This is a genomic window from Rhizobium rhizoryzae, from assembly GCF_011046895.1.
Classification (GTDB): domain Bacteria; phylum Pseudomonadota; class Alphaproteobacteria; order Rhizobiales; family Rhizobiaceae; genus Neorhizobium; species Neorhizobium rhizoryzae.
The window spans coordinates 2,506,650-2,529,107 of the sequence record NZ_CP049250.1 but is presented as its reverse complement, the minus strand read 5'-3'; the positions used below and the strand labels follow the sequence as shown (position 1 = coordinate 2,529,107).

At 55.3% G+C, this 22,458-nt stretch carries 26 protein-coding genes and 1 tRNA gene; 11 read left to right on the top strand and 16 right to left on the bottom strand.

The window, feature by feature from the left end:
• Window positions 1–2 precede the first annotated feature (2 nt).
• From G6N80_RS18010 to G6N80_RS18000, 3 genes are read left to right on the top strand one after another with little or no spacing between them, the layout of a single operon-like run.
• The gene (locus G6N80_RS18010; protein WP_165137164.1) at window positions 3–719 is read left to right on the top strand and encodes a glycerophosphodiester phosphodiesterase; all 717 of its coding nucleotides are present in this window, start codon (window positions 3–5) and stop codon (window positions 717–719) included.
• Between the two features lie 12 nt (window positions 720–731).
• Window positions 732–1,955 (top strand): GNAT family N-acetyltransferase, encoded by a 1,224-nt coding sequence (locus G6N80_RS18005; protein ID WP_062554368.1) that lies wholly within the window; start codon window positions 732–734, stop codon window positions 1,953–1,955.
• Window positions 1,945–2,367, top strand: coding sequence for an HIT family protein (locus tag G6N80_RS18000; RefSeq protein ID WP_062554367.1), 423 nt, complete (start codon window positions 1,945–1,947; stop codon window positions 2,365–2,367). Before G6N80_RS18005 ends, G6N80_RS18000 begins: the two co-directional genes overlap by 11 nt.
• 108 nt (window positions 2,368–2,475) lie before the next feature.
• Here the strand turns inward: G6N80_RS18000 and G6N80_RS17995 are convergent, their stop codons facing one another.
• The 8 genes from G6N80_RS17995 to G6N80_RS17960 all read right to left on the bottom strand — a co-directional run bounded on the left by G6N80_RS17995 (window position 2,476) and on the right by G6N80_RS17960 (window position 9,395).
• Entirely contained in the window at window positions 2,476–2,811 is a 336-nt protein-coding gene (locus G6N80_RS17995) for an AzlD domain-containing protein (RefSeq protein WP_062554366.1), read from the bottom strand.
• Window positions 2,808–3,578: an AzlC family ABC transporter permease gene (locus G6N80_RS17990; RefSeq protein ID WP_062554365.1), complete on the bottom strand. Its 771-nt coding sequence runs from the start codon at window positions 3,576–3,578 to the stop codon at window positions 2,808–2,810. The genes G6N80_RS17995 and G6N80_RS17990 overlap by 4 nt, the downstream gene beginning before the upstream one ends.
• A gap of 149 nt (window positions 3,579–3,727) precedes the next feature.
• Window positions 3,728–6,244 (bottom strand): ATP-dependent Clp protease ATP-binding subunit ClpA, encoded by a 2,517-nt coding sequence (gene clpA / locus G6N80_RS17985; protein WP_165135830.1) that lies wholly within the window; start codon window positions 6,242–6,244, stop codon window positions 3,728–3,730.
• Window positions 6,245–6,253: 9 nt separating this feature from the next.
• Window positions 6,254–6,607 carry an ATP-dependent Clp protease adapter ClpS gene (gene clpS, locus G6N80_RS17980; protein ID WP_137133908.1) on the bottom strand — a complete coding sequence of 118 codons (354 nt, stop codon included), beginning with the start codon at window positions 6,605–6,607 and terminating at the stop codon, window positions 6,254–6,256.
• 243 nt (window positions 6,608–6,850) lie between these two features.
• A complete protein-coding gene (locus tag G6N80_RS17975; RefSeq protein ID WP_165135827.1) occupies window positions 6,851–7,201 on the bottom strand; it encodes a phasin family protein in 351 nt (116 codons plus the stop codon).
• Window positions 7,202–7,420: 219 nt separating this feature from the next.
• On the bottom strand, window positions 7,421–7,624 hold the full coding sequence (locus G6N80_RS17970) for a DUF3126 family protein (RefSeq protein WP_062554361.1): 204 nt from the start codon (window positions 7,622–7,624) through the stop codon (window positions 7,421–7,423).
• Window positions 7,625–7,715: 91 nt separating this feature from the next.
• A complete protein-coding gene (gene cysE / locus G6N80_RS17965) occupies window positions 7,716–8,540 on the bottom strand; it encodes a serine O-acetyltransferase (protein WP_062554360.1) in 825 nt (274 codons plus the stop codon).
• A gap of 75 nt (window positions 8,541–8,615) precedes the next feature.
• The gene (locus G6N80_RS17960) at window positions 8,616–9,395 is read right to left on the bottom strand and encodes an alpha/beta fold hydrolase (RefSeq protein WP_062554359.1); all 780 of its coding nucleotides are present in this window, start codon (window positions 9,393–9,395) and stop codon (window positions 8,616–8,618) included.
• Window positions 9,396–9,548: 153 nt separating this feature from the next.
• Here G6N80_RS17960 and G6N80_RS17955 point away from each other — a divergent pair, with 153 nt between their 5' ends.
• Window positions 9,549–9,794 carry a zinc-finger domain-containing protein gene (locus G6N80_RS17955; protein WP_165135824.1) on the top strand — a complete coding sequence of 82 codons (246 nt, stop codon included), beginning with the start codon at window positions 9,549–9,551 and terminating at the stop codon, window positions 9,792–9,794.
• 14 nt (window positions 9,795–9,808) lie between these two features.
• Complete coding sequence (locus G6N80_RS17950) at window positions 9,809–10,966, top strand: FAD-dependent oxidoreductase (RefSeq protein ID WP_165135821.1); 1,158 nt, start codon at window positions 9,809–9,811, stop codon at window positions 10,964–10,966.
• Here the strand turns inward: G6N80_RS17950 and G6N80_RS17945 are convergent, their stop codons facing one another.
• Window positions 10,967–12,157, bottom strand: coding sequence for a cystathionine beta-lyase (locus G6N80_RS17945; protein ID WP_165135792.1), 1,191 nt, complete (start codon window positions 12,155–12,157; stop codon window positions 10,967–10,969).
• A gap of 337 nt (window positions 12,158–12,494) precedes the next feature.
• On the opposite strand from G6N80_RS17945, the gene G6N80_RS17940 reads away from it, so the two are divergent.
• From G6N80_RS17940 to G6N80_RS17925, 4 genes are all read left to right on the top strand, one after another.
• Window positions 12,495–13,517: an amino acid ABC transporter substrate-binding protein gene (locus G6N80_RS17940; RefSeq protein ID WP_062554789.1), complete on the top strand. Its 1,023-nt coding sequence runs from the start codon at window positions 12,495–12,497 to the stop codon at window positions 13,515–13,517.
• A 111-nt stretch (window positions 13,518–13,628) separates the two neighbouring features.
• Entirely contained in the window at window positions 13,629–14,822 is a 1,194-nt protein-coding gene (locus tag G6N80_RS17935; protein WP_165135789.1) for an amino acid ABC transporter permease, read from the top strand.
• Between the two features lies 1 nt (window position 14,823).
• Window positions 14,824–15,978 (top strand): amino acid ABC transporter permease, encoded by a 1,155-nt coding sequence (locus G6N80_RS17930; RefSeq protein WP_062554354.1) that lies wholly within the window; start codon window positions 14,824–14,826, stop codon window positions 15,976–15,978.
• A 12-nt stretch (window positions 15,979–15,990) separates the two neighbouring features.
• Entirely contained in the window at window positions 15,991–16,770 is a 780-nt protein-coding gene (locus G6N80_RS17925) for an amino acid ABC transporter ATP-binding protein (protein WP_062554353.1), read from the top strand.
• A gap of 313 nt (window positions 16,771–17,083) precedes the next feature.
• On the opposite strand, the gene G6N80_RS17920 is transcribed toward G6N80_RS17925, so the two are convergent.
• The 4 genes from G6N80_RS17920 to G6N80_RS17905 form a co-directional block, all read right to left on the bottom strand.
• Window positions 17,084–17,695, bottom strand: a complete 612-nt coding sequence (locus tag G6N80_RS17920) for a hypothetical protein (protein ID WP_165135786.1) — start codon at window positions 17,693–17,695, stop codon at window positions 17,084–17,086.
• A gap of 629 nt (window positions 17,696–18,324) precedes the next feature.
• A tRNA-Lys gene (locus G6N80_RS17915) sits at window positions 18,325–18,400 on the bottom strand.
• Between the two features lie 106 nt (window positions 18,401–18,506).
• On the bottom strand, window positions 18,507–18,767 hold the full coding sequence (locus G6N80_RS17910) for a DUF2171 domain-containing protein (protein WP_165135782.1): 261 nt from the start codon (window positions 18,765–18,767) through the stop codon (window positions 18,507–18,509).
• An 80-nt stretch (window positions 18,768–18,847) separates the two neighbouring features.
• Window positions 18,848–19,180 (bottom strand): hypothetical protein, encoded by a 333-nt coding sequence (locus G6N80_RS17905; protein WP_062554349.1) that lies wholly within the window; start codon window positions 19,178–19,180, stop codon window positions 18,848–18,850.
• Between the two features lie 161 nt (window positions 19,181–19,341).
• On the opposite strand from G6N80_RS17905, the gene G6N80_RS17900 reads away from it, so the two are divergent.
• Together G6N80_RS17900 and G6N80_RS17895 are read left to right on the top strand one after the other, a co-directional pair.
• The gene (locus G6N80_RS17900) at window positions 19,342–19,551 is read left to right on the top strand and encodes a hypothetical protein (RefSeq protein WP_206531705.1); all 210 of its coding nucleotides are present in this window, start codon (window positions 19,342–19,344) and stop codon (window positions 19,549–19,551) included.
• A 31-nt stretch (window positions 19,552–19,582) separates the two neighbouring features.
• Window positions 19,583–20,227, top strand: a complete 645-nt coding sequence (locus G6N80_RS17895; protein ID WP_062554347.1) for a GntR family transcriptional regulator — start codon at window positions 19,583–19,585, stop codon at window positions 20,225–20,227.
• Between the two features lie 68 nt (window positions 20,228–20,295).
• Here G6N80_RS17895 and sufA read toward each other — a convergent pair whose 3' ends face one another.
• From sufA to G6N80_RS17880, 3 genes are all read right to left on the bottom strand, one after another.
• On the bottom strand, window positions 20,296–20,688 hold the full coding sequence (sufA, locus tag G6N80_RS17890) for a Fe-S cluster assembly scaffold SufA (protein ID WP_165135779.1): 393 nt from the start codon (window positions 20,686–20,688) through the stop codon (window positions 20,296–20,298).
• A 107-nt stretch (window positions 20,689–20,795) separates the two neighbouring features.
• The gene (locus G6N80_RS17885; RefSeq protein WP_062554788.1) at window positions 20,796–21,176 is read right to left on the bottom strand and encodes an SUF system Fe-S cluster assembly protein; all 381 of its coding nucleotides are present in this window, start codon (window positions 21,174–21,176) and stop codon (window positions 20,796–20,798) included.
• 10 nt (window positions 21,177–21,186) lie between these two features.
• Window positions 21,187–22,407, bottom strand: coding sequence for a cysteine desulfurase (locus tag G6N80_RS17880; RefSeq protein WP_165135776.1), 1,221 nt, complete (start codon window positions 22,405–22,407; stop codon window positions 21,187–21,189).
• Between the last annotated feature and the right edge of the window lie 51 nt (window positions 22,408–22,458).

The following is a 22,458-nucleotide window of genomic DNA, read 5'->3' as shown; positions in this document are numbered from 1 at the left end:
GCATGAACGCTGATTGGATCAAGGAGATCCCCGTCGCCCATCGCGGCTATCACGATCAGAACAAGAAGGTCTGGGAGAACACGCTGTCCGCGTTCTCACGGGCAGTGGAAGCCGGTTTCGCCATTGAATGCGATATCCAGCTGTCTTCGGATAGCGTGCCTATGGTCTTTCATGACCACACGCTGGAACGCCTCTGTGGGATTGCGGGAGACGTGCGCGAAAAATCCGCGGCTGAACTCGGCCTGTTGTCCGTCGGCGGAACCGGCGACAAGGTGCCCAGACTGCGCCAGATGCTGGATCTCGTGAAGGGCAAGGTCCCCCTGGTTATCGAGCTGAAGGGTCGCACGGAAGAAGATGACGATGGATTTGCGGAAGCCGTTCTGGAGGTTCTGGAAGGCTATCAGGGCAAAGTGGCTTTGATGAGCTTCGATCATCATCTGCTTTTCGCACTGAAAAAGGCAGGCTCACCCTTCCCTGTCGGCCTGACCGCGGAAGGGAATGATCCGGACAAGTTCTTCGAGCATGATGAAGCCATGCAGGCTGGTCTGGACTTTATTTCCTACCACTGGGCGCACCTGCCGAACAGTTTCGTTGAGGCTCAAAGAAGCCGCGGAATTCCCGTTATCACCTGGACTGTCAGGGATGAAAATGCGCGGTCTCATACCTATACTCATGCAGACCAGATGACATTCGAGGGTTTCGACCCACGAGAAAGCTGAAACGCTGCGTAAATGACTGAAGAAATCACCATCCGCGTCGAACGATCTTTCAAGAACATCGCCAGTGAGCAGTGGTCGCATTTGACGGGCGCTCGACGCGGAGGTGGTTCACCTTACAATCCGTTCCTGTCTCACGCTTATCTCTCTTCCCTGGAAGCGTCTGGTTCGGCCACGGCCAAGACTGGCTGGCAGGGCCACCATCTGCTTCTGGAAGACGAGGCGGGAATGCTGATAGGCTCCGTTCCGGCCTATCTGAAAAGCCACAGTCAGGGCGAATATGTCTTCGACCATAGTTGGGCAGACGCGTTCGAGCGCGCCGGTGGTCGCTACTATCCCAAGCTCCAGTGTTCCATACCCTTCACCCCGGCCACCGGACCTCGCCTGTTGGCTCGCGACGGATCGTCAGCAGATGATGTGCGATCCTCACTTGCTCAGGGCGTCGCCGCTGCGGCTTTGCAAACGGGGCTTTCTTCCGCCCATGTCACGTTTCTCAGTGAGCGAGAGTTGCCGTTCCTGGAGCAGGCTCGTTTTCTGCACCGGACCGATCAACAGTTCCACTTCATCAACCGTGGCTATTCAAATCACGATGAATTCCTGAATGAGCTCTCGTCATCGAAGCGGAAGAACCTGCGCAAGGAACGCCGCGCTGCCGTGGAAAATGGCATCACCATCGAATGGTTGACGGGCTCGGATCTGACCGAAGATATTTGGGATCAGTTCTTCGCCTTTTACATGGATACCGGCAGCCGGAAATGGGGTCGGCCTTACCTCACGCGGCAGTTCTATTCGCTGATCGGCGAGCGGATGCCGGAAGACATCCTGCTCGTCATGGCAAAACGAAATGGCCGCTATATCGCAGGTGCCATCAACTTTATTGGCGAAGACGCGCTGTACGGTCGTCACTGGGGCTGCATCGAGGATCAACCATTTCTGCATTTCGAAGTCTGCTATCACCAGGCAATCGATTTCGCCCTTGCCAAGGGTTTGCAGCGGGTCGAGGCTGGTGCACAGGGAGAACACAAGCTCGCCCGCGGTTACCTGCCGGTGACCACACATTCCTGCCACTTCATCGCCCATGCGGGTCTTAGACGCGCAATCGACGATTACCTTGAAAGGGAGCGGCGCGAAGTGCAGTACGCTGGCGAATATCTCAGTGAACACAGCCCTTTCAGAAAGGGCGACCTATCTGAAACCAACCGCATAAATATCGGGAAGACAGACATAGATGACGTATGATCCAGACAACATATTCAGCAAGATCATTGCCGGAACGATCCCCTCTCACAAGGTTTATGAGGACGAGGACACGCTGGCTTTCATGGACGTCATGCCGCAGGCTCCCGGACATCTGTTAGTGATACCCAAATCGGGGTCCCGCAACCTGCTGGACGCAGATCCGGTAACGCTTTCCAAACTGATGCCGGTTGTTCAGAAGCTTGCCGTTGCTGCGAAAGACGCGTTTGATGCAGACGGCGTGTTTATCGCGCAATTCAATGAGCCAGCCGCTGGACAAACGGTCTTCCACCTGCACTTTCACGTCATTCCCCGGCATGAAGGGCAACCTTTGAAGCCACATTCGGGCAAGATGGAAGACCAGGCAATTCTGGCAGACCACGCTGCCCGGATCCGCGCTGAACTGACCAACTGATAGCCCATGCTCGGGTCATGCAAGGCATTGCCCGAGCATACCGCATCACAATCGACGGACTCCGAAGTTTTGTCGAAGCTGATCTTATCGGCCGAACTGCTCGCCCAGTCAGACGATCAACAATCCACTGACAAGGCACACCAGCGATACGACCACACAGACGATAACCCGCTGGCCTGCTATCAAAAAGGCAACAAAGCCAATTCCCACCGCCCCTGCCCGGAGCCAAAGCGGGGCATCGGCAATTGTGCCGGTGGGAAAGACAACCAGTTTTGCGGTCACCGCCATCACCAACGCGGTTGCAACGGCGCGTACCCATTGCAGGCCCTCGGAATCCTCATCGAGCCGGTTTCCGACGATAACGCCAAGCCAGCGCCAAATGTCCGTGGCCAGCCATCCAGCAACGGCAATGACGAGAAACACCCACCACCAACTCTCAGTCATGGCAGCTCCTCCCGCGGTTCAGCTTTCGGAGACTTGGACGTTCGATTGCGGATAAAATAGCGATCAATCAGGTAAGCTGCCGTTCCTCCACCAATACCCACGTACAAGATATCAAAGCGAGGCTCGATGGTCGCCATTAGCGGCCCACCGATGACGCCAACAATAAAGGCGAGCTTCACGACAGAATGACGAGCGCTCGCCCAAATCGACGCGAAGAAATAGATCGGCGTCAGCATGAACAATGCGCCGGCCACAATGGGCGGAAACTGGGCGACAATTCCATAGCAGACACCGACGATAACGCCGTTCAGCAGCGTGAGCGTTATCGCGAAACCTCCGAAATAAGCGAGCCTGCGGTCTCGCGGTACAGCTTGCATGTGCTGCATGGCAAAGACCCACGAGGTTATCGCAACAAAATGCGACAGAAACAGAAGTAGCCAGGTTGGACTTCGCTCATTGCGCATTTCCGGCATGATGGAGGCAACCATCGGCATCATACGGATGGAAGAGAGCGTCACAGCCAGAAAGCTCGCGGCAACGGGTGCACCGCTTGCCATAGTCCCGATCAGGATCATCTTGGCCGGCAACGCCCAGACAGACAGTGTCATGAAGACAGCCTCGGCTCGCGTAATTCCTGATTCGAGGGCGAAGGCACTGAATCCGACGAAAGACGTCATAAGGATTATGGCTGGTATGGAAATTATTCCGCGCATGCCAGTCACAAACCAGGCGGTATTGGAGCGGTACTCAGTCGGGGAAGCTTGCATCGATCGTTTCCAGCGCTACCCCAGCAAAACCACAGAGTGCTGGCGTAGAAATTGTGTCGGCGCGGTGGGTCTAGCACAGCCCGTACGATTAGGTGATGCTGAAATTGAAAATGCCGGGGAAAATCCCCGGCATGGGTAACCCTGTCGAGTTACTTCTTTTTTGGAACCCGTGGCACCGTACTTCCTTTGCGCGGCTTGGCCGGTTCGTCAGTGATGACATCTCCATCCTGAAGTTTCGGCTTCACCGTCTTTTCCTTCGTGTCGGCCTTCGTGGATGCCTTGGCTTTCGAAGTCTTCTGCTTCGAAGAGCCGCTCTCTTCGGCAGCCTCCTCGACCTCTGCTTCAGGCTTAGGCTTCACCGGAACGGCTTCGGGAATGGACTTGAGAACCAGACCATCCTTGCCGTCTTCCTTCTTGCCGACAGTGACCTCAACGACACCACCCTTGCGAAGCGCACCGAACAGGATCTCATTCGCAAGCGGCTTCTTGATATGCTCCTGAATGACACGAGACAGTGGCCGTGCACCCATGCGCTCGTCGTAGCCCTTTTCCGCCAGCCAAGCGATGGCATCCTGATGCAGATCGAAGGTGACATTGCGCTCGGAAAGCTGGCTTTCCAATTGCATGACGAACTTCTGGACGACCTGATGGATGACTTCCGTTGGCAGCGGCGCAAACGGTATGGTCGCATCGAGACGGTTGCGGAATTCCGGCGTGAACAGTCGGTTGAGAGCCTCCTCGTCTTCACCGGTCCGCTTCGAAGAACCGAAGCCGATCGCCGCTTTCGCCATCTCCGACGCGCCAGCGTTCGTCGTCATGATCAGGATCACATTGCGGAAGTCGATCTTCTTGCCGTTGTGATCCGTCAGCGAGCCGTGATCCATCACCTGCAATAGGATGTTGTAGATGTCTGGATGTGCTTTTTCGATCTCGTCCAGCAGCACGACCGAATGCGGATGCTGATCGACCTGGTCCGTCAACAGACCACCCTGATCGAAACCGACATAGCCGGGAGGCGCTCCGAGCAGGCGCGAAACCGTGTGGCGCTCCATGTATTCCGACATGTCGAAACGGAGCAGTTCCACGCCCAGAGACGCCGCCAATTGCTTGGCTACCTCCGTCTTGCCGACGCCTGTCGGGCCGGAAAAGACATAGGAACCAATCGGCTTGTTCGGCTCGCGCAAGCCCGCCCGCGCAAGTTTGATTGCGGTTGCAAGCGCCTCGATCGCATTGTCCTGACCATAGACGACCGACCGCAATTCCTTCTCAAGGTTGGCAAGAACCGCCTCGTCATCCTTGGATACGGTCTTGGGCGGAATACGAGCCATCGTAGCAACGGTGGCCTCGATCTCCTTTTCCGTGATCAGCTTGCGGCGCTTCGATGCCGGAAGCAGCATTTGAGCTGCTCCAGTTTCATCGATCACGTCGATCGCCTTGTCCGGAAGCTTCCGGTCCGAGATGTAGCGAGCCGAAAGCTCGACTGCGGATTTGATCGCATCGTTGGAATAGCGGAGCTTGTGATACTCCTCGAAATAGGGCTTCAAGCCCTTCATGATCTCTATCGCGTCCTCGATCGAAGGCTCATTCACGTCGATCTTCTGGAAGCGGCGCACGAGTGCGCGATCCTTTTCGAAGAACTGCCGATATTCCTTGTAGGTCGTCGAACCGATGCAGCGGATCGCACCTGAAGACAGGGCTGGCTTCAGGAGGTTAGAAGCATCCATCGCGCCGCCGGAGGTCGCACCGGCTCCGATTACCGTGTGGATTTCGTCGATGAAGAGCACGGCACCCGGATACTCTTCCAGCTCCTTGACGACCTGCTTCAATCTCTCTTCAAAATCACCGCGATAACGCGTACCGGCCAACAGCGTGCCCATGTCGAGCGAGAAGATTGTGGCATCCGCAAGCGCTTCCGGCACCTTGCCTTCAACGATACGCTTAGCCAGACCTTCGGCAATGGCGGTCTTGCCTACCCCAGGATCACCCACGTAAAGCGGGTTGTTCTTGGAGCGGCGGCACAGAACCTGGATGGTACGGTTCACTTCCGAATGACGCCCGATCAACGGATCAATCCGGCCATTCTTGGCTTTTTCGTTCAGGTTGACGCAGTAGGCGGTCAGAGCATCCTGAGCCTTCTTTGCACTTCCCTCTTCCTGCTCACGACCCGGTTTGGATTCGGCTTCGCCCTCTTCGGCGCCGCGAGGCGTGCGAACTTGCGAAGACCCTGGACGCTTTCCAATCCCGTGAGAGATGTAATTGACCGCGTCATAGCGCGTCATTTCCTGCTCCTGCAGGAAGTATGCGGCATGGCTTTCCCGTTCAGCAAAAATCGCGACCAGTACATTGGCGCCTGTCACTTCTTCACGGCCGGAGGACTGCACGTGAATGACGGCTCGCTGAATGACCCGCTGGAAGCCGGAAGTCGGCTTCGAGTCCTCATCATAGCCGGTCACGAGGTTTGCGAGATCGTTATCGATGTAATCGGATACGGTTTTGCGCAGAACGTCGAGGTTGACGTTGCAAGCACCCATAACGGCCGCCGCATCGGCATCATCGATCAACGCCAGCAGCAGATGCTCCAGCGTCGCATATTCGTGGTGCCGCTCATTGGCGAAAGTCAGTGCCTGATGCAGCGCCTTTTCAAGACTAGGCGAAAAAGTTGGCACGTGGGTTCCTCATTTCTTTTCCATGACACATTGCAGCGGGTGCTGGTGCTGGCGGGCAAAATCCATGACTTGGCTTACCTTCGTCTCAGCAACCTCATATGTAAAGACACCACATTCGCCCACACCGTGATTGTGAACGTGCAGCATGATGCGAGTGGCCGCTTCACGGTCCTTCTGGAAAAATCGCTCCAGAATGTGAATGACGAAATCCATTGGCGTGTAATCGTCATTCAGCAATAGAACGCGGTACAGATTGGGACGCTTCGTTTTGGGTTGGGTACGCGTGATAACAGACGTGCCGCGATTGGCCCGATTACCGTCTTCGTTTCCATCGTCCTGCATCAAGATCGGCTTTGCGATCATCTTTCATTCTTCCCCATTGTCTGGCGAATTCAGGTGTGTCGTTCCATCGCAACCAGACATCAGTCATACATATTTAGTTCACCGTGTCGGGATTTTAAGCCCCCTGAAATCCCACGCAATCACTATTCCTCGACCCGATCTGGCTACCCTACCAAAACTGGCTTGCCCAGACCTGAGCGCAAACGAAAAAAGCCGCCGCGACGTGTCGCGACGGCCATGATACGTAAGATTCACTCGATCCAATTACAGGGTCGTCTTCGTGAAAACGGATGTTGACTGGCTTGCCGCCGCTTCGAATGGCTTGGCGAGAGTCTTGCCCAAATCGGAATACAATTCTGTCAACTTGCTGGTTTGCGCCACAGCAGTCTCGTAGGAAGACTTAGCGAAGTTGGTCTGCAACTCGAGAGCTGCCTCGATGGTGCGAACACCCATCAATTGCTCGAAATAGGATGTCGCGTCCTGCATGTATTTGCGCGAAAACTCGCCCGTTTCCGTCGCAATCGCCTGCCAGCTCTTAGCGACTTCGGAATAGCTCTTCAGAACGCCATCGACAGCTTCTTTGCTCTTGCGATTGGCTTCTTCGATATTCAACATTTCCCACCTCCTGGACAAATTGAGCCCGAAGTCAATGATTCCGCACTGCGAAAGTCAAGCGAAATTCTTTCGCACTTGCGAAATGCAATGGAAAAAGACAAAAAAATAGCGGGCAACACTGCCCGCCCACAACTCTACCAGAGATAAGTGTTACGAGAAACGTCACTCAACCGACAGGAAAAATTGATTCCAATCGTTGCGGATCCGAATCGGATCGGATCACAAATCCACGTCGAGGATCGCCATAGAGAAATTATACGAACGGTCATCGTCTTCGTCATCGACGTAAACCACGCCCAGGAACTCGTCGCCTGCGTAAACTTCAGCGGAGTCATCTTTGCGCGGACGAGCCTTGACCGACATCGAGGGATTGAAGACGCGCTTGAAGTAGGCGTCGAGTTTCTTGATTTCGTCAGCTTTCACCGGTCATTCTCCGTCGTGTTCATTAAGGCTGCGGGCTTTTGGCACGGGAAACAGACGAAAGTAAAGACAGTTCCGTCCACCAACGGGGGTCTTAGTCCTCGGCAGCAAGCATCTGGTTCATGACCCGGGATGGCTCAGAGCAACCCGCCTCTCCCACCACCTTGGCGGGCACGCCAGCGACGGTAGAATTGGCCGGAACCGATTTTAGAACAACTGAGCCCGCAGCAACACGAGAGCAATTCCCGACCTCGATGTTTCCAAGGATCTTCGCACCCGCGCCAATCAGAACGCCGTGCCGGATCTTTGGATGCCGGTCCGCACCTTCCTTGCCCGTTCCACCCAGCGTCACACCGTGAAGGATTGAGACATTGTCTCCGATGACAGCCGTCTCGCCGACCACAAGCCCCGTGGCATGATCCAGGAAAATCCCCTTGCCGATGCGCGCAGCCGGGTTGATGTCGGTCTGAAAAATACTGGAAGCCCGGCTCTGCAGATAAAGCGCAAAGTCGCGACGATCCCGCTTCAGCAACCAGTTCGCCAGCCTGTGAGTCTGGATCGCGTGAAAGCCCTTGAAATAGAGAACGGGCTCAAGAAACCGCGTGCATGCCGGATCTCGATCATAATAGGCCTGAATATCGACGCGCACGATGGAGCCCCATTCGGGCCAGTCAACCATCATTTCTTCAAACGTCTGACGCAGAAGAACGGCCTTCACGTCGGCATGATCCAGCCGCTCGCAAATGCGGTGGATGACACAATCCTCCAGTGTACGGTGGTTTAGAACGGTCGAATAAATGAAGGCCGCCAAGAGGGGGTCACGCTCCGCCGCGATAGCTGCTTCAGACTTCAAGGTGTCCCAGATTGGATCTACCGAGGCGACCTGGTCGTTTGAGCGAATTTCAGTGCGAGCAACCATGTGAGCCAACCCCTATCGATGGATCTACTATATAGAACGTCGGGTAAAAAAACCACCCGAGGCCCTGACCGGCTTTCACCCTATTTCATTATAGAAATCGAGCACCGCAGCTTTGAAAATACGGTCCCCAACGGCAAGCATGTGATCGCGGTTGGGAATATCCAGTGCCCGCGCATTCGGCATCAGATCGGCTAACTCGTGCGGCGAACCGGCAATATCATCCTTGGTCCCCACCCCGATGAGCGTTGGCACCTTGATGGACGCCACAGCGGCCCGATCGACAAGATCCCGCGATCCTCTGATACAGGAAGCAAGCGCTGTTCGGTCACTCTTTGTCTGATCGGCAAAGGCACGAAACATCTTGCCACGCTCATGCGTGATCGCGTCCGGTTCGGGCGCCAGCAACGCATCGGCAATAGGGTCCCAATCTCCGACGCCATCCGTCAATCCGATCCCGAGGCCGCCAAGCACCAGGGATTTCAGTCTCTGCTGATGGTTGAGCGCAGCGAAGGTCGAGATCCTCGCCCCCATCGAATAGCCCATGAAATGAGCCGCTTCGATCTCGAGGTGATCCAGAAGAGCAACCGCATCATCCGCCATGATCCAGGGGCGATAGGCCTCCGGATCGAGCGGCTTGTCGCTGGCGCCATGGCCGCGATTATCCAGCGCGATCACTCGGTAGCCAGCCTCCCCGAGCGTCTTCAACCATCCAGGATAGACCCAGTTCACATTCGCACTCGAAGCAAAGCCATGAATGAGAATCACGGCCTCGACATCATGCGGCCCCTCATCGAAATAGGCTATCGAAAGACCGTCATGTGAAAAGCGGGTAAAGCTGGGCGTGTTGAGGTTCATCGAGAAATTTCCTATTGCGGCCGGAACATAGGTCCAAATACCTGTCAATTCCAAGAGAGAACACAGGAATTTAAGCTCAGTAGGGCTTTCCCTCTACACAATCTGCTGCGGCATGGATAATGTCCCGGCAACAGAAAAACGTTGGAGACTATCATGGCCGGTCACGGTATCCCTCATTTCCAGAACGACGGCGGACATAGGGTCATTGAAGTGGGCGTGAAGGAATTCATGTGCACGGGCACTAATGTGCCGTTCGATCATCCGCATATCTACATCGACATGGGCGATGAGAACGAAAAGGTATGTTCCTATTGTTCGACACTTTATCGCTATAACGCGTCCCTGAAATCCGGCGAAACGATCCCCGCTGGCTGCGTATTCCACGTCAAGGCAGCCTGACGTTAGCAGAACCGATGACGATAAAGACCGCCGCAATCATTGGTGCCGGTATGGCTGGCTTGACTGCGGCGCTCGCGCTCGCTCGGCGCGGCGTTCAGGTGCATGTGCTTGAACAGGCACCCTATCTGGCAGAAGTTGGAGCCGGGCTTCAGATATCGCCGAACGCATCACGCATACTGGATCGGCTGGGTGTCCTGTCCGCACTCGAAAAAGTGTGGACTGAGCCGGAACGCGTGTCGCTGAACTCCGGAAAATCACTGAAACTGCTGGGTCAGGTCCCCGTCGGCCAATCCGCTCGTCAGAGATGGAAGGCGCCTTATGGTGTGCTGCATCGTTCCACCTTGCAGAATGCTCTTCGCGATGCTTGCAACGCCCAGGAGAACTGCACGATCTACCTCGGCAAACGCATTGATGGTGCCACCGCCAGACAGATGAGTGATATGATTGGAGCGAATGCCGATCTGATCATCGGCGCTGATGGCGTATGGTCTGCTGTACGCGAAACGATCGACAAGTCGCCGGAGCCAGACTTTTCCGGCAATATCGCGTGGCGTTTCACTATTCCCTTCTCGGAGGCTCCGGATTTTCTCGACAACAGAAGCGTGCAGGCTTTCCTTGGACGTTCGGCTCATGCCGTGTGCTATCCGCTTCAGGAGGTTCGCCAGTTCAACATTGTTGCCATTGCCGCTGGCGTTTCACCCGGTCACACCTGGAACGCTCACTCGACGCCGGATCAGAAGAAGCTTCTTTTGGCAGAATTCAAGGGGTGGCATCCGGCTTTCCGGCAGCTTTTGAAAACGGCAGAAGATCCTCGTTTCTGGCCCCTCTACCAACTGGGCGCCGGCGCCTGGACCGATCACGTTTCGAAAGTTCTGATCGGTGATGCAGCGCACGCAATGATGCCGTTTGCGGCACAAGGCGCTGCCATGGCAATCGAAGACGCCTGGGAGCTGGCGCAGACGGTCACAACGCTGCCGCTTGCATCAGCCCTGAGCCAATTTGAGAGTGTCCGCCAGCGACGCGCTGCCAAAGTTAAGGCACGAGGTAACTTCAACCGTTTCGTCTACCATGCCGGCGGGCCGATCCGGCTTGGACGGGACTTGGTCTTGTCGTTGCGTCCGCCGCAATCACTCGCGGCAGACCTTGATTGGCTTTACGGCTACGGCGCCTGATCAAACCGCCGCAGCGGCTCTGAACCCCACTTCCAGGTCCCTCTTCAGATCTTCAATGTTTTCAAGGCCTATCTGAAGACGAATCACCGGTCCGGCCGAAGGCGCTTTCCTGATTGTTCGGTCGTTGAGATTCACATGCAGCGCCAGGCTCTCATAGCCGCCCCAGGAATAGCCAAGACCGAAAAGGGACAAGGCATTCAGGAAAGCGTGGGCTTTTGGCTTGAACTGATCGGGCGTGGCCGCCTTCAGTACGAATGAGAAGACGCCGGAAGACCCCTTGAAGTCACGCTTCCAGATCTCGTGGCCCGGGAAACTCTCGAGGCCAGGATGCAAAACACGTTCGACTGCATCGATGCCTTCAAGCCAATGGGCAACCGCAAGCGCGCTGTTTTGATGGTGGTCGAGCCTCACCGCCATGGAACGCAAGCCCCGCAAAATCAGATAGGAATCCTCAGGCGCACCGCAGATACCGAGTGTGGTCTGCGCCTCCAGGAGCCGAGGCCATGCAGCAGCGTTGGCAGATACGGAACCCATGACGATATCGGAATGACCAGACGGATACTTAGTCGTCGCATGGATAGAAACGTCGATCCCAAAATCCAACGGACGGAAATAGAGCGGCGTTGCCCATGTATTGTCCATCGTCACGATGCAATCATGCCGATGCGCAGCATCCGAGATCGCTCGAATGTCTTGCATCTCGAATGTGTTCGAGGCTGGAGCCTCCGTGTGCACCAGGCGCGTGTTGGGTCGAAGAAGCGCTTCGATGCCAGCGCCGATTTCTGGATCGTAATATTCCACTTCGATGCCCAGACGCTTCAGCATCGTGTCGCAGAAATAACGGCACGGTCCATAGACGGAATCGACAATGAGCGCATGATCTCCCGAAGAGAGAAATGCAAGGAAAGGAACGGTGATCGCCGCGAGGCCAGAGGGAACGAGGACTGTCCCGGCAGCCCCTTCCAACGCGTTCAGTGCCTCGCACAGAGCGTCTGTCGTCGGGGTACCACGGGTCCCGTAAGTGTACTTCTGGTTGCGGCTCTCCATTGTTGCGCAGTCGGGAAACAGCACAGTCGATCCCCGAACGATGGGCGGATTGACGAAGCCGTGAAAACTGTGCGGGTCATTTCCGAGATGAACGAGCCGGGTACTCGTACCCAATGTGTCAGATTCTGCTTTATTTCTACTCATGAAACCTGAAGCTTTCTAATATGATAGCCTCATCATTGTGGCTATCCACAGGTGCCGCGTCAACATACGAAAACGCTCACTGAAGTCATGCAAAATTGCGATGGATGCTGGCCGAATAAGAGGCAACGCCTGCGCAAAAACGCACAACCAGCCTAATATATCAGCAGCTCAGCGAAATTTGTCGAATTTTGGGCGCTAATATAAAGTGTGAGACTTGACCCTCGCGAAGATTTCCGACTGTGATAGGCGCGGCTCGCTTCGGGAGGCCTTACGAGCCGGTCCTGCGCCATGGTGCGGGATAAACATGCTAAAAAACAAACAGACAAAGGTTGGGAAAATGAAAAAGACAATCCTGTCAGCCGCGATTGGCGCGGCAGTCCTGGGCTTCGCCTCGGCTGCATCCGCTGCCACGCTTGCCGATGTGAAGGCTAAGGGTTTCGTTACCTGCGGCGGTAGCAATGGTATTCCGGGCTTCTCTAACCCGAACGACAAGGGCGAATGGTCCGGTATCGACATCGACTACTGCCGCGGCATCGCTGCAGCTGTGTTCGGTGATGCATCGAAGTTCAAGATCGTTGCTCTGTCCAGTAAGGACCGCTTCCCTGCATTGCAGTCGGGAGAAGTCGATGTACTGACGCGCAACACGACCTGGACGATCAGCCGCGACTCGTCGCTCGGTTTCAACTTCCGGACAGTCAACTACTACGACGGCCAGGGCTTCATCGTTAAGAAGGGCCTGAACGTCAAGTCTGCGCTCGAACTGTCCGGCGCCGCAGTTTGCGTACAGCAGGGTACCACGACCGAACTCAACCTCGCCGACTACTTCAAGGCAAACAACCTGAAGTACAACCCGGTGGTTTTCGAAAAAGAAGCTGACGCCACCAGCGCCTACGACTCTGGCCGTTGCGACGTTTACACGACCGACCAGTCCGGCCTGTACGCCATCCGTCTGAAGCTTAAGAACCCGGACGAAAACGAAGTTCTGCCGGAAGTCATCTCCAAGGAGCCGCTCGGACCGGCCGTTCGCCAGGGTGACGACCAGTGGTTCGACGTTGTTTCATGGGTTCACTACGCCATGGTCAATGCTGAAGAATTCGGCATCACCTCCAAGAACGTTGACGAGATGAAGAAGTCCGGCGGTCCGGACGTCAAGCGCATGCTCGGTGCCGAAGAAGGCACGAAGATCGGTACAGACCTCGGTTTGACGAATGATTGGGCATACAACATCATCAAGCAGGTTGGTAACTACGGCGAAGTGTTCGAGCGCAACGTCGGCCCGAGCAGCCCGCTGAAAATCAAGCGTGGCATCAACGCACTGTGGACCAAGGGCGGCCTGCAGTACGGCCCGCCGATCCGCTAATCGAGCGACAGATTTGACCAATACCGAAGGCGGAGCAATCTCCGCCTTCGGCTTAAACAATTCCCGTAAAGGGCAAAAAGCTCAAAAGAGCATGTAAGAGGGAAAATACCCATGGCAGGCGACGCGCTCAGCTCAGGGAAACCTCGAAAGAGTTTTTCTTCGCTGATTTATGACCCGCAAGCGCGCGGAATATTTTACCAGGTCGTAACAGTGGCATCTGTTGCCCTGTTCGTTTGGATCATCACCCAGAACACGATCCACAATCTCGAGAAAGCCAACATTGCATCTGGTTTCGGCTTCCTGCAGGGGCGGGCAGGTTTCGACATTGGTCAACAGGCTATCGAATATAACAGCGACTCGACATATGGTCGTGCGCTCCTCGTCGGTTTGCTGAATACGCTGCAAGTCGCGTTCTTCGGTATCATCACCGCAACCATTCTCGGCTTCCTGGTTGGTATCGCACGTTTGTCCCACAACTGGCTTTTGGCGAAGCTGGCTCAGGCCTACGTTGAGATCTTCCGCAATATTCCACCCCTTCTGGTCATTTTCTTCTGGTACAAGGGGGTTATCGCAATCCTTCCGCAGGCGCGTGATTCCGTTGCGCTGCCACTCGGCGGCTTCCTCAACAATCGTGGCCTGTTCTTCCCGAAGGCAATCTGGGGCGAAGGCTCATGGATGATTGTTGCGGCCCTCGGCGTTGCGATCGTCGCTTCCATCGTCATTGTCAAATGGGCACGTGCGCGACAGGCAAGGACCGGTCAGCAGTTCCGGTCGGGATGGACCTCTCTTGGCCTGATCATCCTGCTGCCGACTGTTGCTTTCCTGGCTCTTGGCGCGCCGCTGACTTTCGACTACCCCGTTGCTGGTCGCTTCAATCTGTCTGGCGGAACCAGTATCGGACCTGAATTCATCTCGCTCTACCTGGCTTTGTCCTTCTATACAGCCTCATTCATCGCGGAAATCGTTCGCGGCGGCATCAAGGCGGTACCGAAGGGTCAGACGGAGGCTGCCAATGCCCTTGGTCTGCGTGCCAACATCATTACCCGCCTTGTCGTTGTTCCCCAGGCGATGCGGATCATCATTCCGCCGCTCACAAGCCAGTTCCTGAATCTTACGAAAAACTCGTCTTTGGCCGTCGCGGTTGGCTTCGCTGACATCGTTGCGGTTGGCGGGACCATGCTGAACCAGACAGGACAGGCGGTTGAAATCGTCGCGATCTGGCTGGTTATCTATCTGTCACTCTCGCTGACGACAGCGCTGTTCATGAACTGGTTCAACGCCAAGATGGCATTGGTGGAGAGATAAGATGGCGAATGTTGATTTTACCTACGTTCGTAAGGAAATGGTCGCCGCGCGCGAAGCGCCATCGAATGCAAAAGGCATTGGCCATTGGCTGAAGGTCAATCTGTTCGCGACACCCCGCGATATCATCTTCTCCATTCTTGCTATTGCATTGCTGGCCTACATTCTTCCTTCCATTTTCCGCTTCGTCTTCATCGATGCGGTCTGGACTGGCGAAAACCGCACAGCCTGCACGACAGTGTCGCAGGGCGGTGCCCTGCCAGATGGTCAATATGGTGCCTGCTGGGCTTTCGTTTCGGCGAAGTTCGAGCAGTTTATCTTCGGTCGCTATCCGCTTGAGGAACGCTGGCGTCCAATCACCGTCATGGTTGCCTTCACGCTCCTCCTCATTCCGATGCTCATCCCCAAGGCACCGTTCAAGGGTTGGAATGCGTTGGCGCTGTTCATCGTTCTGCCAACGGTATCGTTCTTCCTGCTGACTGGCGGGTTTGGTCTGCCTTATGTCGAAACGCAGCTGTGGGGCGGCCTCATGGTCACCCTGGTCCTGTCCTTCTTCGGGATCACGGTGTCCCTGCCCTTCGGTATTCTCCTGGCTCTGGGAAGACGGTCGAACCTCCCGGCCATCAAGATGCTTTGCATCCTGTTCATCGAGGTCGTTCGTGGCATACCGTTGATCACGGTTCTGTTCTTTGCCAGCGTCATGCTGCCATTGTTCCTGCCGGATGGCTGGACGTTCGACAAACTGCTCCGCGCCTTGATCGGTGTTTCAATCTTCGCATCAGCCTACATGGCGGAAGTGGTACGCGGTGGTCTGCAGGCTATGCCACGCGGACAATATGAAGGTGCCGACTCGCTTGGCCTGAGTTACTGGCAGAAGACACGCCTTGTCATCCTGCCTCAGGCCCTGAAACTGGTCATCCCCGGTATCGTCAACACCTTCATTGGTCTCTTCAAGGATACCTCGCTGGTATCGATCATCGGTATGTTCGATCTGCTCGGCATCGTGACCCTGAACCAGTCTGATGCGAACTGGGCTACGCCCGTAACCCCGGTCACCGGCTATCTGTTTGCTGGCTTCGTGTTCTGGATTTTCTGCTTCGGGATGTCACGTTACTCGCTCTTCATGGAGCGTCATCTCGATACCGGTCACAAGCGTTAATAGGAGAATTTCATGTCCGCACAGAACACCAAGAACGCGACCATGGCGGTCTCCGACACCGACGTCGCAATTCAGATCAGCAATATGAACAAGTGGTACGGAGACTTCCACGTCCTCCGGGATGTAAACCTGAAGGTCATGCGTGGCGAACGTATCGTCATCGCAGGCCCGTCCGGTTCCGGTAAGTCCACGATGATCCGCTGCATCAATCGACTGGAAGAGCATCAATCTGGCCAGATCGTCGTTGACGGCATCGAATTGACGAATGATCTCAAGAAGATTGATGAGGTTCGCCGCGAAGTTGGAATGGTCTTCCAGCATTTCAACCTCTTCCCGCATCTGACAATTCTCGAGAATTGCACGCTTGCCCCAATCTGGGTCCGCAAGATGCCCAAGAAGGACGCGGAAGAAATTGCGATGCACTACCTCAAGCGCGTCAAGATTCCGGAGCAGGCTCATAAATATCCCGGACAGCTTTCCGGCGGCCAGCAGCAGCGCGTTGCTATTGCTCGTTCGCTCTGCATGAAGCCAAAGATCATGCTGTTCGACGAGCCGACATCGGCGCTTGACCCGGAAATGGTCAAGGAAGTCCTGGACACCATGGTCAGCCTCGCTGAAGAGGGCATGACCATGCTCTGCGTCACCCACGAAATGGGCTTCGCCCGCCAGGTGGCAAACCGGGTTATCTTCATGGACCAAGGTCAGATTGTCGAGCAGAACTCACCGGCAGAGTTCTTCGATAATCCGCAGCACGAACGGACCAAACTCTTCCTGAGCCAGATCCTTCACTAACGCACTCCAGCAGAACCGCGTGAGTGGTTTTGCATCGAGTGACGGGAACTGGTAGCATTTTGAGCGATCCAGATCTCGCTTGAAATGTCCCCAAGGGCAACGGAGGCATCGAAAATGCCTCTTTATCAAGTCGAAAGACATAAGGCCGCGCACCTGAACCAGGGCGCGGCCATTTTCGTTCTGGAAAGCTCCACCGAATGAGGCGCTAGAGTGCTTGTGGCCAGCTTCGGGCCGAGCGCGGACACAGCATTCAAAGCCGCAGCCAGTGTACGCAATCAGCACAGGGGTAGCGCATCCAATCCGGGATGTGACCCTACCAGCGGATCGAATAGCGTCCCCGGACCGCAGCATTCGGCTGTGTGCTCGTTATATTGGAAAGCGTACCAACGACTTTCAAATGCGATGAAAACCGTTTTTCGAGGGTGACGGCTGGTCTCAGCGTTCTCAGGCCTGGCTCCGCCGATACCTGCAGGCCGAAAGCTGCGCCGCTAGGAACATGGGTTAACTTAAGTGATTGCTCCAGATCCGAAAAATCAACCTGATTGCCGTTTCGGTCATATTGAAGCGTAAGGTGTCGTCTGACCTCGATATCGAGACTGTCGGTCAGGATCTGCTTCACCTGTTGGGACATCGCTACGTCTGCCACGCCAGTCTCGGTCGCATAGCCGAAGTTGACCTCACGGGCGGCTCTGATTGCCGCAAGGTTGGATGACTGGTCCACGATCCGCGCCCAGAACGCGACAGGCGCACGAACCCGTCCGCCGGGCGTTTCGCTCTCAAGACCAATCTGTACTCCGCCGCTAACATAGGTCCAATCGGGAGCAGCGAGTCCAATGCTCGCTTCGTAGGATGTGTTGGAAAGCTTCGACGGTTTCCATATCAGCCCACTGTCCTCAGCCACGCCTACGGTTGGGTGCAGGCTCACAAGAGGAATCGCAATGAACCCGAGCAGGATCATGGGCCGACAGCAAGCGATAGGATGAATGAACGGCATTATGCCGCCATTTTGGTGAACTGAACTGGATATTCGCCGGCATCCAGCGCTTGAAGTTGTTCCTGCCGAGCGGGATGGACACCCTTGAAGCGTATCATTTCAAACCCATTTTTTCCGAGTTGCGCTCAACTGACTGTATGCTGCGCGAGCGAGCAAGATGCGTAAGACCTTGGAGGGGTAATGTGGCAGAATATCGCCAAATCTGAATGTTGGATGAATGACGCTTGGATGCGGCGCGTTCATGGAAGGAATGCCTGAGATGAAATACCTGATCTTCCTCCTGGCTCTAGCCGGATGCTCGACGACGACCGATTCGATAAAGCCATTTCCGGCCAGCCTCACCTATGGGGGACGGTCACCCATCGTGAACGCGCCCGTTGGAAGTTCGTTTAGCTATGATGTCCGGGATGAGTTTGGTGACCGATATCAGGAGCTTTATGAGGTCAAAGCGGATCACACCGTTAGACTGGTAACACGCTTTAAATATTCCCGATCATTCTGAAATCTCGAGACATCAGCGAAACACACCATCGATATGTTGCAGGAAGTCTTGGAGAAAGTGGTGAGAGCACAGGGATTCGAACCCTGGACCTACTGATTAAAAGTCAGTTGCTCTACCGGCTGAGCTATGCTCTCTCACCAACAGCGCTTGGCGCCTTGAAAGTGGGCGGAACATATGCAGATGGCCCTCTGCGGTCAACCCGCAAAGGGCAAAAAATTGGATTGTGGACAACAATCTTTCTCAATGAATGCCTTTGCCATCAGGCTCTTCTTCGAAGCTGACTGCCTCCGCGCCATTTGCTGAGAGACGCACGCGATCACCCTCGACATCAGCCACCAAATCAAGTGCAATAAAATGGTGATGCCCTTCGTGGCGGCCTTCGCCGCTATCACGTTTCGTAAGTTTGATTCGGCCACCTTCAACGCGATCAACTGTGCCGACATGCACTCCGTCGGCTCCAATCACTTCTGCATGCTCACGGATACGGCTTGGTTCGATCATTGCTGGATCTCCTTTGCTGCTACCTGCATTGAACGCATTCATGCAGCAAAGGATCCCCTTAGAGCGTTTGGGAGCCGCTCTTATTCATGAATGGTATAGGAGCCAAGCTCGCAGAGGTTCTGCGTATCTTCTGTGGTATCGAGGTCAGAATCTTCAGTGAACTCGAAGCGCATGTCGTACTTGCACACTGTCCGGCCATCGCGAATGGTGATCTTGATGCTTTCACCGGGCTGAAGAACGTCGTTGCCGAACACGTCTTCTTCCCAGTCGTTGACACCAACAGGTGAAGTATAAAAGCGTTCAAGCGTAGAACGTGTGTTGTTCGTTAGCATAAACACCAGATCTTCCGCTTTTGCGGAAGACGTCAGAGCCGCAAATGCGGCAGAAAACGCAACAACGTGTCGCAATTTCATCGAATTATCCCCTAAATCACCTCGTCATCGAGGCGCCATCAGCATTAGCTCACCAAATTTCATTCAACAATGTTCAATTCGAAACATCACTAACGGCTATCCTTACGGATTTTTAACTATGCAAGACCGACGACTCATGTCATCCGAAACTTGGTACTGCGGTGAGCCTGCTGTTCGACGGCATTGGCATCATGAACATCATGCTGGTGTCCCTCACAGGACGCGCCCGCGAAATCGGTTTCCGCTTTTTCGGCGGTGATCGGCATGATCTTTGGCAAATTTCACGCGACACGTGCAGCAACGATGGACCCAATCTTGCACGTCACCACGAATGGCACGATTGGTTACTGATATATCAACAGGCGCGTTGAGAGGCGTCTCCAACTGGTATATCAACGTACCATGGATGAAGTCGACGCCTCCCCCGCAGCACAGGAATCCTACAGTCGCCAAGCCTACCGGGCTCTCGAGCACCTGATTGTCACGCTGAAACTCAAACCGGGCGCGCTGGTGACAGAGAAGCAGTTGATTGATCTTTCCGGTCATGGACGCACGCCTGTCCGCGAAGCGATCCAGAAGCTGGAATGGCAAGGTCTGCTCGCGGTTCGCGCCCGTATCGGGCTGCAGATCTCCGAAATCAATCCGTCCGACTATCGGGATATTCTCTGCGTTCGCCGTCGACTGGAACCCATGGCGGCAGAATTGGTGGCGACACATGCCAACGAAGAGCAGCGTCGCAGGATGGTAAACTGCGCGCGAGACATGGGCGCTGCGGCCGCAACAGGAGACGTGAATGCGTTCCTGTCTGCCGATAAGCGTTTTGACGAGATTGTCGAGGAGGCCTGCCCCAACAAGTTTCTTGTCGGCTCCCTGGCGCCACTACAAACGCACGCCCGCAGGCTGTGGTTCTCCACGGCAACGACCTCATCCATGGATCGGTCGGTCACACTTCATGTCAGCATCATTCGTGCAATACAGCAGCGAAACGGTGCTGAAGCCGCTACAGCGACAGAGCAGCTGCTTGATTACATGAGTGAGAACATCTGATACGCCAACAAAAAACCCCGCAACGAGCGCGAGGTCTGATTTGCACTATTGCTGTGTTACCGATTAAATCAGGCAGACGGGCTTTCTGTTGCGCGCTGCTTGGCAAGTGCCGCCAAATCGGCGGGCTTCAGCTCGACTGACTCACCGCATCCACAGGCCGAGGTCTGGTTCGGATTCGTGAAGATGAAACCGGAGCGCATCTGTGTCGTTTCAAAATCCATCTGTGTACCAAGAAGGTAAAGCACAGCGGAAGGTTCGATCCAGACCTTTGCCCCGGCATGCTCAATCAGGTCATCCCTTGGGTTCGGCTCGGTCACCAGATCAACGGTATATTCCATACCGGCGCAGCCGCCCTTCTTGATGCCGACGCGAATGCCTTTGGCATTCGGACCTGACTTTTCGACGATTGCCTTGACGCGACCTGCGGCAGCGTCTGTCATGCTCATTACTGCAAAGCCCATGGGCCTGATCTCCTTCACACATCCGGATTCAAGGTCCGGAGGTTTCGGTCTGAATGTAGTCGCTTGAGGCTTAAGGATCAATGATTCCGAAGGATCGGCGGAACAAGTTAATACCAGCCGACGGCAACCTGCGCCTCTTCCGACATGCGCTCAGGCGTCCACGGCGGATCGAACGTCATTTCGACTTCAACTCCAGAAACGCCTTCAACCGCGCCAACAGCGTTTTCAACCCAGCCCGGCATCTCGCCTGCCACCGGGCAGCCAGGTGCCGTCAGGGTCATCACGATCTTGACCATGCGGTCGTCTTCAATATCGATCTTGTAAATAAGGCCAAGTTCGAAGATGTCCGCCGGGATTTCCGGATCATAGACGGTCTTAAGCGCCGCAATGATGTCATCCGACAGGCGGGCTACTTCTTCAGGCGGAATGGCGGACTGGATGATGCCCTCACGAGCATCCCACTTCGGTATGGTTTCTTCGGTCGACATCATTTCGTCCCTAAGCAAAGAAATTTCGCGCATAGTCCAGCGCATCGGCCAGCGCATCGACTTCGGCGCGTGTGTTGTACATCGCGAATGATGCACGGCAAGTGGAAGTTACGCCAAAGCGTTTCAAGAGCGGCATGGCGCAATGTGTCCCAGCGCGAACGGCAACACCCTTCCGATCTATCACCATCGAGACATCATGAGCGTGGATGCCCGCAAGCTCGAAGGAGAAGATCGCGCCCTTCCCGGGTGCGTTCCCGATGATGCGAAGCGAGTTGATGGACCGCAAGCGTTCATTGGCATAGGCCGTCAAATCAGCTTCGTGCGCAGCGATCGCGTCTCTGCCGACCTTCTCGATATAGTCGAGCGCATGACCCAACCCGATCGCCTGAACAATAGGCGGTGTTCCAGCTTCGAAACGGTGCGGCGGGTCGTTGTAGGTCACGAAATCTTCCGCGACATCGATGATCATCTCGCCGCCACCCTGGAAGGGGCGCATCTCGTGCAAACGCTCTGGCTTGCCGTACAGGACACCGATGCCAGATGGACCGTAAAGCTTGTGACCGGTCATCACGTACCAGTCGCAATCGATGTCCTTCACGTCGACCGGCATATGGACAGCGCCCTGGCTCCCATCGACGAGAACACGGATGCCGCGTTCCTTGGCGATACGGCAAACATCCTTCACCGGAACCACGGTGCCGAGCGCATTCGACATCTGTGTGATCGCAATCAGACGCGTTCGTTCAGTCAGGCACTTCTCGAACTCATCAAGATGGAAAGCGCCGTCATCATCCACCGGCACCCACACCAGTTTCACGCCCTGACGCTCGCGCAGGAAATGCCACGGCACGATATTGGAGTGGTGCTCGAGGATCGTCAGAACGATTTCATCGCCTTCCTTCAGGTGTGGCATCGCCCAGCCATAGGCAACCGTGTTTATGGCCTCGGTCGAATTTTTGGTGAACACCACATTGTCCACAGATCCGGCATTCAGGAAATTACACACCTTCTGCCGCGCTGCCTCATAGGCTTCGGTAGCGGCATTGGACAGGTAATGAAGCCCGCGGTGCACATTTGCATACTCGGAAGAATAAGCATGGCTGATCGCGTCGATCACGGACTGCGGTTTTTGCGCAGAAGCCCCGTTGTCGAGGTAGACAAGTGGCTTGCCGTGAACAGACGTGGACAGAATAGGGAAGTCGCGACGGATCGCTTCGACATCATAGGTCATGGGCAGCTATCTCACCGGCGGCTCAATCGGCCGCACCATCATCTGCGTCGC